Genomic DNA, 13,717 nt, shown 5'->3' with positions numbered 1-13,717 from the left:
CGCTGCGCGGTCCGTAAGGGCGGCGCGGGCCTGTGGATAACTTCAGCGGCCCGGACGCCGATTCTGTCAGCATGAGCCATGGGGGAAATCGTCAAGGTCGACGTGTCGCAACTGCGCACCGTCGCCGACTGGGTCATGACCGCCGCCGACCGGATTGCCGAGATGCGTTGGCCCGAATTGAATCCGGATGAGCTTGCCGGCGCGGCCGTCGCCGACGTCGCCGCGACGGGTGCTGTGGCGCCCGGGCTCGCCGAGGTCGTCGCCAACATGCGCGGATGGGCGCTCGCGGCGCGGATCTCCGCGGACGCGTTCGAGCGCGCGGAGCTACGCACCGCCGACCGCGTCGGGAAGTGACGCCGCCGACCGTCGGCCAGGCCGAAGCCTGGTCTCCGGGCGCGCTGGGTCGGCTGGCCGATGGTTGGGACCGCAACGCCCGGTTCGTGTGCGCGCACGCCGACTCACTGGCCTCCGAATTCAGCTTCTGGACCGGTGCAGGCGCAGACATGGCCCGCGAGCGCGCGAAATGCATTGTCGCGACGGCCGATACGCTGTCGCGCGCACTGGTGCTCGCGGCCGCTGCGGCCCGCGACGGCGCCGCCCAGATCAGTGCGGCCCGAGCCGACGTCATGGCCGTGGTGTCCGCCGCGCGTACCGAGGGTTTTGCCGTCGACGACGCCGGGTCGGTCGCGGTACACGCTCCACCGTCGCCGCTACTGGTCGCACTGTCCGGTGGTGTGCCGTCGGTCGCCGTCGAGATGCTCACCGTGCGTGCGGCCGAGTTGACCGGCCGACTCACCGAGGCCCTGAACCGCCTGGGTGCCGCGGACGCCGATGCTGCCGCCGATATCGTCGAGGCGTTCGCCATTCCGGATGCCGGTGGTCAGGCCGCCGATGCCGGCGTCGTCGCCGCGTGGCCCACCAGCAGCCAGGACCGGATCGCCGACCAGATCGCGGCGATGACGCCCGAACAGCGGCAGCGGCTGGTCGAGGAATTCCCTTCGCAGGTGGGCAACACCGACGGGATCCCGTGGGAGATGCGGGTCGAGGCCAACCGCACCAACGTGGCGCAGGCGGTGCTGCGCGAACCCGACCCGCAACGCCTCGCGGTGTACCGGGAACTGCTCGGAGAGATCGACGATCCCGCCGGTGGACCCGTCCGCTCAGACCGCCAGGTTCTCGCGTTCGACCCCGGCCGTTCATCGCTGGTGGAGCTGCACGGCAACGTCGCATCGGCCTCCAGCGTCGCCGTCCTCGTGCCGGGCCTGAACACGACGATCACCGGGTCGGCGACCAACGCCGGGACCGCCCGCAGGTTCGTCTCGGCGACCCGCGGCGACGTCGCGGCAATCACCTATCTCGGTGGGCCTTTTCCGCGCGGCGACAACGTCGTGGGCGGTCTGGCGGCCGCCGCCGACCCCCGCTACGCGCTGGACATGGCGCCGCGACTGGTCGCCTTCACCGAGGACGTCGACCGCACGGTGGACTCGACCGGCCGCCGCATCCCGGTCACCGTTGTCGGCCACTCCTACGGCGGGTCGATCGTGGGCACCGCCGAGGCGTTGGGCATGACCTCGGACCGCACGATGTACGTGGCCGCCGCAGGCGCGGGCGTCGGGGTGCGCGAGCCCGACGACTGGCACAACAGAAACCCGCATGTGCTGCGCTTCTCCATGACACCGCCCGGCGACTTCATCGCGGCCGTGCAGGGCATCCCTGGCGGCCCGCACGGCGCCGACCCCGACGAGATGCCCGGTGTGATCAGGTTGCCCGCCGGCCGGTACGACGACGGCCGCCCGATGGCCGGACCCAGCGCCCACTCCGACGTGCTCAACGCGCCCTCGGACGCCTGGCGCGCGATCCTCGGGGTCATCACCGGTGATATCGGCAGGGATCGTGCAACCTCACGACAACCGGGATGACATCTGGCCAGAATAAGCCGGTGTGGTCGCGCAGCTCGCCCGTCGACGGGTTCCGGCTCGCCTACGACCGGTTCGGCACCAGGGGCGCGCCGCCGGTGGTTCTGCTACACGGCTGGCCGGGCAACCGCCACGACTATCGCCGGGTGGTGCCCCTGCTCGGGGATGCCGCCGATGTCATCGTGCCGGACCTGCGGGGGTTCGGCGGCTCGGACAAACATGCGGTCGCCATCCGGCACTTCTACAGCGCCACCGCGCAGGCCGGCAGCATCATCGGGCTGATCAAGGAGCTCGAGCTGTCCGAGGTGGTGCTCGCCGGCTATGACGTCGGCAGTCGCGTCGCGCAGAGCATCGCTCGCATGCAGCCGGATCTGGTGCGTTCGCTGGTGCTGTCCCCGCCGCTACCCGGGGCCGGTGACCGCGTCCTGACCGCGAAGGCGCAGAGCGAGTTCTGGTATCAGTCCTTCCACCAGCTGCCGCTGGCGGGCCAGCTGCTCGACGGAAACCCCGACCTGGTCCGCGACTACCTACGGCACTTCTGGACGCATTGGTCCGGGCCGAATTTCGCCGTGTCCGAGGACGATCTGGAACGGTTGGTGTCCGACTACGGTCTGCCCGGGGCGTTCACCGCGTCGATCGCGTGGTACCGCGCGGGTGCCGGGATGATCGCGCAGTCGCTCACCGAACTGCCGCCCGAGCGTGCCATCAAGATCCACGTACCCACCGATGTGGTGTGGCCGCACCATGATCCGCTGTTCCCCGCCGAGTGGTCGGACCGACTCGGGCACTACTTCACCGATGTGCACGTGCACTTCGCTTATGACGCGGGACATTTCACACCGCTGGAGTGCCCCGAACAGTTCGCCGAACTCATCCTCATCCGGGCTCGACCGACCCCGGCCGCCGGCTGACCTACTCCCCGGCGGGTCCGGTGTCCTGCGGGGTCTCCTCCGCCGGCGGCAGCAGTGTTTCCAGCGCGGAGCCGGTGATCCGGCGGAACGCACGGCGGGGCCGATTGGCGTCCAGGATCGCCACCTCGAGCGTCGCGGGACCCAGCACGCGCTGCTCGGAGCCGCCGTTGCCCGCGGCGTGCAGCGCATCGATCGCGATCTTCATCGCATCCTCCAGGCCGGCGTTCTCGGTGTAGGAGTCGTTGAGGGCGGCGATGATCGGTTCCGTCGTTCCGCCCATGACCACGAAGTGGGGCTCGTCGGCGATCGACCCGTCATAGGTGATGCGGTACATCTCCGGAGATTTCGACTCGCCGTAGTGGGCGACCTCCGCGACACACAACTCGACCTCGTAGGGCTTGGCCTGCTCGGTGAAGATGGTGCCCAGCGTCTGGGCGTAGATGTTGGCCAGCTGACGTCCGGTCACGTCGCGGCGGGCGTAGGCATAACCCCTGGTGTCGGCGTACTGGATGCCACCCCGGCGCAGGTTGTCGAACTCGTTGAACCGCCCGACGGCCGCGAACCCGACCCTGTCGTAGAGCTCGCTGACCTTCTGCAGCGAGCGGGACGGGTTCTCGGCGACGAACAGCACGCCGTCGGCGTAGGCCAGCGCCACGACGCTGCGCCCCCTGGCAATACCTTTGCGTGCGAGCTCGGAACGCTCGCGCATCGCCTGTTCGGGCGAGATGAAATAGGGAAAGCTCACGAATCTCCCCGCGCATCGGTCGAACGGTGGACGGCGTCGGGACCGAAAGTGTCAGCGCGCGAGCGGTTTTCGACCACCAGACGGGCGAACTCGGCGATGCGCTCCTCGGTCACCTCTTCGGCGCCGTCGGCGTCGATGATCACCGCGGTCGGGTAGATACCGCGCACGAGGTCGGGCCCGCCGGTCGCCGAATCGTCGTCAGCGGCGTCGTAGAGCGCTTCAATTGCCACCCGCAGCGCCGAATCTCCGTCCGTCACTTGCGAATACAGCTTCTTCATCGACGACTTGGCGAAGATGGACCCCGACCCCACCGACTGGTAACCCTCTTCTTCGAAGTTCCAGCCGCCCGCCGCGTCGAAGGACACGATGCGCCCCGCCGCTTGCGGGTTGGGGTCGTCGACGTCGTATCCGGCCAGCAACGGCAGCGCGACGAAACCCTGCAGTGCCGCACCGAGATTGCCGCGCACCATGGTCGCGAGCCGGTTCACCTTGCCCGGGAAGGTCAGCGCGACGCCTTCCAGCTTCTCGTAATGCTCGAGTTCGACGGCGTAGAGGCGGGCGAACTCGACGGCGATGGCCGCCGTCCCGGCGATGCCCGTGGCCGTGTAGTCGTCGGTGATGTACACCTTCTGCACATCGCGACTGGCGATCATGTGGCCCTGGGTGGCGCGGCGGTCGCCGGCCATGACCACGCCGCCAGGGAACTTCAGCGCGACGATCGTGGTGCCGTGCGGCGCGAAGTCGGTTTGCGCATCGCCGGGCTGGCCGGCACGGTGCGCGGGCAGGAGTTCGGGCGCCTGGCGGCGCAGCAGTTCAGAGAAGGACGACAGGTCCACGGGGACTGAGGGTGCTACCGGATAGCCGGTGCCGGAGGGGTGGGGGAAGGCCAGCTGATCGCGTTGCGGCCAGGTCACTGTCCACCCTTCTGTACGTATGCGCGGACGAAGTCCTCGGCGTTCTCCTCGAGGACGTCGTCGATCTCATCGAGCAGGTCGTCGGTGTCCTCGGCCAGCTTCTCGCGACGCTCCTGCCCGGCGGCCGTGCTGCCGGTGAGGTCGTCGTCCTCGCCGCCACCACCGCCACGCTTGGTCTGCTCCTGAGCCATCGCTGCCTCCTGCGTAAGTTGTCGGCGGGCTCACTGCTGCCCGCCGTGACTCCACATTACCGGTCGCCGCGCCGATTGCCTGCGATAGCGCGCCTAATTGGTGAGCTGTTCTACCAATTCGACGGCGCTGTCCACCGAGTCCAGCAGGGCTCCGACGTGCGCCTTACTGCCTCGCAGCGGCTCCAGGGTGGGGATCCGGACAAGCGAATCACCGCCCAGATCGAAAATCACCGAGTCCCAACTGGCCGCTGCGATATCGGCCCCGAAGCGACGCAGGCACTCACCGCGGAAGTACGCGCGCGTGTCGGTCGGTGGGTTGTCGACCGCGTCCAGCACCTGCTGCTCGGTGACCAGCCGCTTCATCGACCCGCGGGCCACCAGGCGGTTGTAGAGCCCCTTGTCCAGGCGCACGTCGGAATACTGCAGGTCGACCAGGTGTAGCCGCGGTGCCGACCAGCCCAGGTTCTCGCGGTGGCGGAACCCTTCGAGCAGGCGCAGCTTGGCCGGCCAGTCCAGGATCTCCGCGCACTCCATCGGATCGCGTTCGAGCAGGTCGAGTACTTCGGCCCACATCTTGACGATGTCGGCGGCACGCGGGTCCGGATCGCGGCTGTCCACGAGCTTGGCCACGCGGTCGAGGTACATCCGTTGCAGCGCAAGGCCGGTCACCTCGCGACCGTCGGCCAGCGCGACGGTGGCGCGCAGCGACGGGTCCCGGCTGATGACATGCACCGCGTGCACGGGACGGGCCAGCGCGAGATCGCTGAGATCCATCCCCTCTTCGATCAGGTCCAGCACCAGCGCGGTGGTGCCGAGCTTGAGGTAGGTCGAGGTCTCCGACAGGTTCGCGTCGCCGATGATCACGTGCAGCCTGCGGTACTTGTCGGCGTCGGCGTGCGGCTCGTCGCGGGTGTTGATGATGCCGCGCTTGAGCGTGGTCTCGAGGCCGACCTCCACCTCGATGTAGTCCGAGCGCTGCGACAGCTGGAAACCGGGTTCGTCGCCGGACGGACCGATGCCCACGCGCCCGGAACCGGTCACGACCTGGCGTGACACCAGGAACGGCGTCAGCCCGGCGATCACCGCGGAGAACGGGGTCTGCCGGCTCATCAGGTAGTTCTCGTGCGACCCGTAGGAGGCGCCCTTACCGTCGACGTTGTTCTTGTAGAGCTGCAGTTTCACGGCGCCGGGGACGCTGGCGACGTGCCGCGCGGCGGCCTCCATCACCCGCTCGCCGGCCTTGTCCCAGATCACGGCGTCCAGCGGGTCGGTGCACTCGGGAGCGGAGTACTCCGGATGGGCGTGGTCGACGTAGAGGCGGGCGCCGTTGGTCAGGATCATGTTCGCCGCGCCGACCTCGTCCGCGTCGACGACCGGCGGGGGGCCCGCGGACCGGCTCAGGTCGAAACCACGAGCGTCGCGCAGCGGCGATTCCACCTCATAGTCCCAGCGCGTGCGCTTGGCACGCTGGATCCCGGCCGCCGCGGCGTACGCGAGCACGGCCTGGGTGGAGGTCAGGATCGGATTCGCGGTCGGGTCGGACGGCGACGAGATGCCGTACTCGACCTCGGTTCCGATGATCCGTTGCATGTCGTCAAGCCTAGGTGACGGCGGAAAGTAGCCTGCGACCGTGCCATCCGATCCGGTCGATCCCGCCCCCGTCGATGCGTCGCGCCGTCAGGCCGCCGAACGGTGGTTCCTCGTGCACGGCCTGCCGGCGGTGTTGCGGCCCAGCCGCTCGGTCCGCCAGCTGTGGTCGCGGTCGGCGCCCGCCCTGGCCGCATTCGCGGTGCTGATGGGCAACACCGTCGCGGTGGTGGCGTTGACGGGCAAGCATGCGATCGACATCGACGGACGGCCGACGCGGGGCGAGTGGTTCGTGCTGGTGCTGCTGATCCTGGTGCTGCCGGCGGCCGCGGCGCTCGGCTGGTGGGTGTCGCGCATCTCTGTTCCACGGGGTCGACTCGTGGCCGCGGCGGTCGCTGTCGTCGTCGCGGTGTTGGGCGGTGTGTTCGGCGGCCCAGGCCCGTACCTGCCGAGGAACCTGGTCTGGGTGGCGGTGGCCATCGCGGTGATCCTGACGCTGACCGCGAGCGGTGTGGGCGCGATCCTCGGCTGGGCCGCCCGGGTGACCCTCGCGCACCTGAGCGCGGCGGGGTCACTGCTGCTGCGCGCGTTGCCCGTGCTCTTGCTGACGTTCCTGGTGTTCTTCAACTCGCCGGTCTGGTTGATGGCGGCGACGATCTCGCGCACCCGGCTCTGGCTGGCGCTGTCGTTCCTCACGGCGATCGCGGCGGCGTTCGTCGCGTCGGTGATCGTGGACCGGTTGCGCCCCATGGTCAACGCCACCGATCCGCATCCAGGTCACGCCGAAAAGCTCGACGGCACTCCGTTCGCCGACATGCCCGATCCCGCGCAGGTGAAGCCGCTGAGCCGGCCCGAGCGCTGGAACGTGTACTTCGTGCTCGCGGTATCGCAACTGGCCCACATCCTGGTGGTGGCGGCGGTCACGGCGCTGTTGTTTCTCGTGTTGGGGTTGATCCTGCTCTCCCCCGAGCTGCTTGCGGCATGGACGCACAACGGTTCTGCCGACGGCCGATTCCTTGGCATGACGATCCCGGTTCCGGATGCGCTGATACAGGTGACGTTGTTCCTCGGAGCGCTGACGTTCATGTACGTCAGCGCCCGCGCGGTGGGCGACGACGCCTATCACGACCGCTTCATCGCCCCGCTGGTCGACGATCTGAGGCTCACGCTGACCGCCCGCAACCGCTACCGGGCCGCCGTTCCGGCGCGGTGAGCGCTTCTGTGAGCAGATCTCGCGCACAATGAGCCCGTGTCGGACATGCGTCGGGTGCACAACTGGTTCCTGCATCGCGGTCTGCCGCTGGTCCTCACCCGGCGGATCCGCTCCGGCGCGTTGATCGAACGCTCCGCACCGATGGTCAGCGGTGTCGGAGCGGTGATCTCGCTGACGATGCTGCTGGCCGATCTCACCGGTGATGACCCCGATCTCGGCTACGCGATCCGTTTGGGCGTGCTGACCGCACTCTTGGTCGCGGCCCCCTTCGGGCTGCATCTGCTGCACCGCATCGGCACCGCGCACAGCGAAGCCGGACGACGATCGGCCGCGTTGGTGGTGATGGCCCTGTTCGTGTTGGGACTTCCGTTCGCCGACAGCGGCTTTTCGGGCATCGCGGCTGTCGAGGCCGTCGGGTTCGCGGTCATCGCCCTGGTCGCGATCTGGCTCACCTATCTCGGTATCGGGGCGATAGCCCTGTGGGCGCTGCGGTTCGCCTGGGTGCAACTCGGTGCGCTCGGGACACTGATGAGCCGGGCGCTGCCGCTGTTGATGCTCACCGTCGTGGTGTACTTCACCGGCGAGCTGTGGCAGCTGGCCGCCCGGATGCCACGCCAACGGCTCTGGCAGACAATCGGTTTCCTGGCCTTGGTGGCGCTGATCTTCGTGGTCACCACGATTCGCGACGAGGTTAGGGCGTTGCGCGAAGACCGCGCCGAACAAAACGATCCGGCCAAGCTTCTCGAGGGCACACCGCTGGCCGTTGAGCCCGGCACCCGGCTGGAGCGTACACCGCTGTCGCTGGCCGAGCAGATCAATGTCGTTGCGGTGATGGTGTTTTCCCAGACCATCCAGGTGGTGTTCTTCACAACGGGACTATTCGTGTTCTTTCTCGCATTGGGCATCATCGCCGTGCCTGACGACGTCGCGGTGCTGTGGGCGTCGGAGGTGTCGTGCCCGGTCGGCCAACCACCCTGTCCGGGAACGTGGTTCGGGGTCAACGTGCCGGTTCCGCAGACCATTGTGCACGTCTCGCTTTTCGTCGCCGTGCTGTCCGGGTTGTACTTCACCGTCAGCACCAGCGTGGACCCGTTGTATCGCGAACGCTTTTTCGAGCCGCTGATCGCCGACGTCGCGGTCAGCCTGGCCGGACGCGACGCCTACCGCGCCTACGTCTGCAACGAGTAACTGTTGGCGAGATCGTCCTGCGTCACGCAGGCGTCCTCGGTGGCGGTGTCGACGACGAGCGGCGATGTCGGGGTACGCGCTTGGTACGACCAGCCCTCGGGTAGCGACAGCCTGGCGGCGAGGCCGGCAAGGTCGCTCAGCGACAGCGACGGGTCGACCGTCTGGCTGAACGTCTGCATGACCCACCGGCGGCCGTCCGGATCGACTAGTTCGTAGATCTCCCGGCCCGCGTCGAACGTGAAGATCGCCTTGCGGTCCACCCGGTTCAGCTGGTACGGGGCCGGGTTCATCGAGGCCAGCTTGACGGTGGCTTGCCGCAGCATCTCGATACCACCGAAGCTCTTGCGTTCCAACGTCTCCCGGCCTCTCTTGCCGATACTGCTCATGAGCCAGTACCGCGGCCCGTTGAGCAGCGTGGCGACGGCGCCGTTCTCCTCGGCGATTGCCTTCGCGTCGAGCGCATTCCACAGATCGGCCGGGCAGTCGTTGAGCGGAAAGGTGTTGTACACCGTGGCTTCGGCGCCGGACGGCGTGGTCTTGACGAGCAGCACTTCGCCGTACCGCTTGCCGAAAACACCGTCCGTGACCGACAGGTCGTCCTCGGACATGACGCGACGGTATCCCTCGACGCGCGCGAGCGTGCGCGAATTGCCGCACAAGCGCGGCGTGCCGTGTGCAAACACGCGCGCTCGCGCCAACAAGGAGAGCTACAGGTACTGGCCCAGGTTGGACTCGGTGTCGATCGCGCGGCTGGCCGACGAGCTCTTGCCGGTGACCAGCGTGCGGATGTAGACGATCCGCTCGCCCTTCTTGCCCGAGATCCGTGCCCAGTCATCGGGATTGGTGGTGTTGGGCAGGTCCTCGTTCTCGGCGAACTCGTCGACGATCGAGTCCAGCAGATGCTGGATCCGCAGACCCTTGCTGCCGGTCTCCAGCACCGACTTGATCGCGTACTTCTTGGCCCGGTCGACGACGTTCTGGATCATCGCACCGGAGTTGAAGTCCTTGAAGTACATGACCTCTTTATCGCCGTTGGCGTAGGTCACCTCGAGGAAGCGGTTGTCGTCGATCTCGGCGTACATCCGGTCGACGACCTTCTCGATCATCGCCTTGATCGTCAGCGACCGGTCGCCGTCGAACTCCGCCAGGTCGTCCTCGTTGACCGGCAGTTCCTCGGTGAGGTACTTGCTGAAGATGTCCTGCGCGGCTTCGGCATCCGGACGCTCGATCTTGATCTTCACGTCCAGACGGCCCGGGCGCAGGATCGCCGGATCGATCATGTCCTCGCGGTTGGAGGCGCCGATGACGATGACGTTCTCCAGCCCCTCGACGCCGTCGATCTCCGAAAGCAGCTGTGGCACAACCGTCGTCTCCACATCGGAGCTCACGCCGGTACCGCGGGTGCGGAAGATCGAGTCCATCTCGTCGAAGAACACGATCACCGGGGTGCCCTCGGACGCCTTCTCCCGCGCGCGCTGGAAGATCAGCCGGATGTGACGCTCGGTCTCACCGACGAACTTGTTCAGCAGTTCGGGGCCCTTGATGTTGAGGAAGTAGCTCTTCGCCTCCCGGGCGTCGTCGCCGCGCACCTCGGCCATCTTCTTGGCCAGCGAGTTGGCCACCGCCTTGGCGATCAGCGTCTTACCGCAGCCGGGCGGACCGTAGAGCAGCACGCCCTTGGGCGGGCGCAGCGAGTACTCCCGGTACAGCTCCTTGTGCAGGAACGGCAGCTCGACGGCGTCGCGGATCTGCTCGATCTGGCGGCCCAGGCCGCCGATGTCGTTGTAGCTGACGTCGGGCACCTCCTCGAGCACGAGGTCCTCGACCTCGGCCTTGGGAATGCGCTCGAACGCGTATCCGGCCTTGGTGTCGACCAGCAGCGAGTCGCCCGGGCGCAGCTTGCGCGGACGGCTGTCGTCGGCCAGGTCGTCGTCGTAGCCGTCGGGCAGGTCCTCGGCCGCGACCAGCGGCTCGGCCAGCCAGACGATGCGCTCCTCGTCGGCGTGCCCGACCACCAGCGCGCGGTGCCCGTCGGACAGGATCTCGCGCAGGGTGCTGATCTCGCCGACGGCCTCGAAGTTGCCGGCCTCGACGACCGTCAGGGCCTCGTTGAGGCGCACGGTCTGACCCTGCTTGAGCGAGCCGGTGTCGATGTTCGGCGAGCACGTCAGCCGCATCTTGCGCCCGGATGTGAACACGTCGACGGTGTCGTCGTCCTGAACGCCCAGCAGCACCCCGTACCCGCTCGGCGGCTGTCCCAGGCGGTCGACCTCTTCGCGCAATGCGAGCAGCTGCTGACGGGCCTCTTTGAGGGTCTCCATCAGCTTGGCGTTGCGGGCGGCGAGCGAGTCGATGCGAGCCTCGAGCTGGTGAACATCTCGGGCGCTGCGCAATCCGCTCTGGGGGCCTACCGCGTTCTCCAACTGCTCACGCAAGACCGCGGCCTCCCGCCGGAGCTCCTCGAGCTCGGCCGCGTCCTCACTGGACAAGCCGGATCCACGGGCGTCAAAACCCTCTGCGAAAGCGTCAGAACGCTCTGATTCACTCATATTGCGCCCCTCCCCGCACCGAGAGTTGGTGCAGTAACAACTTCAAAGCTACCGGCGATTCAGCCTTTGTGTGCGGTGTAGCAATTCGACACACCTGCACCACTGTTAACCTCTCTGATGTGTTGGGCCGATCGAAAGGAAAATCGTGACCCTGAAAGCCCTCGTTACCGGCGTCGCAGCGGTCGCTGTCGTCGGCGGTGCCGCGGCGGGTGTGACGTCAATTGCATCCTCCAATGTGGCCGCCGCACCGACCGTCACCCCGGTCGTTTGGGACATCCCGATGCCGCAGGCGCCGGCTCCCGATCTCGAAGGCCCGCTGCTGCAGACGCTGCAGGCGCTCGGCACATCCGGGACCGCCGCCAGCAAGGCGCCCTACATCCAGGGTGGCATCGGACGCATCGAGAGCCGCGTCGCCGACACCAAGCTTCGTGAGGCCGCGGCCGAAGGCAAGTTCCCGTTGACCTTCGCGCTGGCGAACATCGACCAGAACGGCCCCGTCGTCTCGGCCGATGTCACCGCGACCTCCGCCACCGGCGGCACGGCCAGCCAGAACATCCAGTTCGTGCCGGGCCCGAGCCCGACCGGCTGGCAGATGGCGAAGCAGTCGCTGATGGCGCTGCTGGCCGCCGTCGGCTAGGAGCCCGGTGCGTCGCACCAAACGTTTCGCAGTCCTGAGCGCCGTCGCGTTAGCGGCGGCGCTCGGGCTTTGCGGGTGTAGCGCCGACGAGCCGCAGACCCCACCACCCCCGGCCGCGACCGAGCCGCCGCTGATCGCCACGTCGCCGCCGACGGTGCCCGACCCTGGTTCGACGAGCGCGCCCCTGCCGCCTCCCGAGGCGCTCACCGACGTGCTGGCGCGCATCGCAGACGCCAACGTTCCCGGGGCCGAGAAGCTCCACCTGATCGAGGACGCCACCGCGGCCGACGGCGAATCGATGGACAAGTTCGCCGTCGCGCTGCGCGACGGCGGCTACGCGCCGGCCACCTTCGAGGCCAGGGATCTGACATGGTCCGACGGCGCGAACGGCGTCGTGCAGGCCATCGTCACCGTCCGGACGGCCAATCCGGAGGCGGGCGAGTTCACGTTCCCGATGGAGTTTCGCCTCGCCGGAAACCAGTGGCAGCTGACCCGTTCGACGACCGACGCGCTGTTGCAGCTCGGTCCGGCCCCCACGCCGACACCGACGCCGTAGCCGCCGATGTGGATCGGCTGGCTCGAATTCGACCTACTGCTCGGCGATGTGCGCTCGCTCAAGCAGAAGCGCTCCGCGATCCGGCCGGTGATCGCCGAACTGCACCGCCGGTTCGCCGTCTCGGCCGCCGAAACCGGCGCCCAGGACTTGCACCGACGGGCCAACGTCGGAGTGGCTCTGGTGGCCGCCGACCGTGGGCATGTCGTCGAGGTGCTCGACGCCGCCGAACGTCTGGTGGCCGCGCGTCCGGAGTTCGAGTTGTTGTCGGTGCGCCGCGGCCTGCGGCGCAGCACCGACGACTGAGGAGCGCCCCACCGGGTTGATCGCCCGGACGTGGCCGTCAGCCTGGCACCGTCAGCTGCCGAGCTGGCGCTTCCGGCGCAGCGGCATCGGCGCCACCGCGCCCGGCGCCAGTTTGCGCACGCTGACCAGAAACGCGGTGTGGCCGCGCATCGTGTGTTGCGGGCGCACCGCAAGCCCGACGACGTGCCAGTTGCGCTGCATGCTCTCCCAGGCCCGCGGCTCGGTCCAGCACTGCTGCTCGCGCAGCGCCTCCACCACTCGAGACAACTGGGTGACGGTCGCGACGTAGACCATCAGCACGCCGCCGGCGACCAGTGCATCGGCGACCGTGCCCAAGACCTCCCAGGGAGCGAGCATGTCGAGCACCACGCGGTCGACCTCCGGACCGCTGTAGGTGGTCAGGTCGGCGATCACCAGCTCCCAGTTCGCCGGGGCCTCACCGAAGAAGGTCGCGACATTGCGCTCGGCGTGGTGAGCGTGGTCCTCGCGGACCTCGTAGGAGGTCACCCGGCCCTCCGGGCCGACGGCCCTCAGCAGCGAGCACGTCAGCGCGCCGGACCCGGCCCCGGCCTCCAGCACCCTGGCGCCGGGGAAGATGTCGCCCTCGTGCACGATCTGGGCGGCGTCCTTGGGGTAGACCACCTGGGCGCCGCGCGGCATCGACATCACGTAGTCGACGAGCAGCGGCCGCAGCACCAGGAACTGGTCGCCGTTGGTGGATTTGACCACGCTGCCCTCGGGCAGCCCGATCACGGAGTCGAGGGCGATGACGCCGCGATGGGTGTGGAACTCACCGCCGGGCGCCAACACCATCGTGTAGTGACGACCCTTGGCGTCGGTGAGCTGCACCCGATCGCCGACGGCGAACGGACCGGTCCTTGGCACAGTCGTTCAGCCTGCCAGTTGACGCGCCGCCGCGGGTATCGGGGGTTGAGTTCCTAACGAAGGTCAAGCCACTTGTGGGTTTGTCGTAGGGTTGCGTTTAGCGGGCTGGGATGTTGGAGCGC

Annotated in this window: 15 protein-coding genes; 8 read left to right on the top strand and 7 right to left on the bottom strand. The window is 68.2% G+C overall.

Annotated features, from left to right (window positions below):
• Nucleotides 1-78 precede the first annotated feature (78 nt).
• The 3 genes from AU072_RS12800 to AU072_RS12790 are packed head-to-tail and all read left to right on the top strand — an operon-like array spanning nt 79 to nt 2,827.
• Nucleotides 79-354, top strand: a complete 276-nt coding sequence (locus AU072_RS12800) for a DUF7162 family protein (RefSeq protein WP_064414120.1) — start codon at nt 79-81, stop codon at nt 352-354.
• Nucleotides 351-1,919, top strand: coding sequence for an alpha/beta hydrolase (locus AU072_RS12795; protein WP_064414119.1), 1,569 nt, complete (start codon nt 351-353; stop codon nt 1,917-1,919). The genes AU072_RS12800 and AU072_RS12795 overlap by 4 nt, the downstream gene beginning before the upstream one ends.
• A gap of 20 nt (nt 1,920-1,939) precedes the next feature.
• Nucleotides 1,940-2,827: an alpha/beta fold hydrolase gene (locus AU072_RS12790; RefSeq protein WP_110765825.1), complete on the top strand. Its 888-nt coding sequence runs from the start codon at nt 1,940-1,942 to the stop codon at nt 2,825-2,827.
• 1 nt (nt 2,828) lies between these two features.
• Here the strand turns inward: AU072_RS12790 and prcA are convergent, their stop codons facing one another.
• From prcA to dop, 4 genes are all read right to left on the bottom strand, one after another.
• Nucleotides 2,829-3,572, bottom strand: coding sequence for a proteasome subunit alpha (gene prcA, locus AU072_RS12785; RefSeq protein ID WP_064414117.1), 744 nt, complete (start codon nt 3,570-3,572; stop codon nt 2,829-2,831).
• The gene (gene prcB / locus AU072_RS12780; RefSeq protein ID WP_064414116.1) at nt 3,569-4,486 is read right to left on the bottom strand and encodes a proteasome subunit beta; all 918 of its coding nucleotides are present in this window, start codon (nt 4,484-4,486) and stop codon (nt 3,569-3,571) included. Before prcB ends, prcA begins: the two co-directional genes overlap by 4 nt.
• A complete protein-coding gene (locus tag AU072_RS12775) occupies nt 4,483-4,677 on the bottom strand; it encodes a ubiquitin-like protein Pup (RefSeq protein ID WP_064393943.1) in 195 nt (64 codons plus the stop codon). The genes prcB and AU072_RS12775 overlap by 4 nt, the downstream gene beginning before the upstream one ends.
• Nucleotides 4,678-4,770: 93 nt before the next feature.
• Complete coding sequence (gene dop / locus AU072_RS12770) at nt 4,771-6,267, bottom strand: pup deamidase/depupylase (protein ID WP_064350045.1); 1,497 nt, start codon at nt 6,265-6,267, stop codon at nt 4,771-4,773.
• A gap of 40 nt (nt 6,268-6,307) precedes the next feature.
• On the opposite strand from dop, the gene AU072_RS12765 reads away from it, so the two are divergent.
• Nucleotides 6,308-7,477, top strand: coding sequence for a hypothetical protein (locus AU072_RS12765; RefSeq protein ID WP_064414115.1), 1,170 nt, complete (start codon nt 6,308-6,310; stop codon nt 7,475-7,477).
• Nucleotides 7,478-7,522: 45 nt separating this feature from the next.
• Nucleotides 7,523-8,665: a hypothetical protein gene (locus AU072_RS12760; RefSeq protein ID WP_064414114.1), complete on the top strand. Its 1,143-nt coding sequence runs from the start codon at nt 7,523-7,525 to the stop codon at nt 8,663-8,665.
• Here the strand turns inward: AU072_RS12760 and AU072_RS12755 are convergent.
• Together AU072_RS12755 and arc are read right to left on the bottom strand one after the other, a co-directional pair.
• Nucleotides 8,647-9,273 carry a hypothetical protein gene (locus tag AU072_RS12755; RefSeq protein ID WP_064414185.1) on the bottom strand — a complete coding sequence of 209 codons (627 nt, stop codon included), beginning with the start codon at nt 9,271-9,273 and terminating at the stop codon, nt 8,647-8,649. The genes AU072_RS12760 and AU072_RS12755 overlap by 19 nt on opposite strands.
• Nucleotides 9,274-9,372: 99 nt before the next feature.
• Nucleotides 9,373-11,214, bottom strand: coding sequence for a proteasome ATPase (gene arc / locus AU072_RS12750; protein WP_064414113.1), 1,842 nt, complete (start codon nt 11,212-11,214; stop codon nt 9,373-9,375).
• A gap of 145 nt (nt 11,215-11,359) precedes the next feature.
• Between arc and AU072_RS12745 the strand changes: the two genes are divergently transcribed.
• The 3 genes from AU072_RS12745 to AU072_RS12735 are packed head-to-tail and all read left to right on the top strand — an operon-like array spanning nt 11,360 to nt 12,710.
• Entirely contained in the window at nt 11,360-11,851 is a 492-nt protein-coding gene (locus AU072_RS12745) for an MTB12 family secreted protein (protein ID WP_064414112.1), read from the top strand.
• A 7-nt stretch (nt 11,852-11,858) separates the two neighbouring features.
• Complete coding sequence (locus tag AU072_RS12740) at nt 11,859-12,407, top strand: lipoprotein LppK (protein WP_165595605.1); 549 nt, start codon at nt 11,859-11,861, stop codon at nt 12,405-12,407.
• 6 nt (nt 12,408-12,413) lie between these two features.
• Nucleotides 12,414-12,710, top strand: coding sequence for a DUF503 domain-containing protein (locus AU072_RS12735; protein ID WP_064414111.1), 297 nt, complete (start codon nt 12,414-12,416; stop codon nt 12,708-12,710).
• 51 nt (nt 12,711-12,761) lie between these two features.
• On the opposite strand, the gene AU072_RS12730 is transcribed toward AU072_RS12735, so the two are convergent.
• Entirely contained in the window at nt 12,762-13,595 is an 834-nt protein-coding gene (locus AU072_RS12730) for a tRNA (adenine-N1)-methyltransferase (protein ID WP_064404227.1), read from the bottom strand.
• Nucleotides 13,596-13,717 lie beyond the last annotated feature (122 nt).

The sequence above is a fragment of the Mycolicibacterium novocastrense genome, from assembly GCF_001499835.1.
GTDB lineage: Bacteria > Actinomycetota > Actinomycetes > Mycobacteriales > Mycobacteriaceae > Mycobacterium > Mycobacterium novocastrense.
Note: the sequence above shows the minus strand (reverse complement) of the source record. Positions and strands in the feature narration are given on the sequence as shown.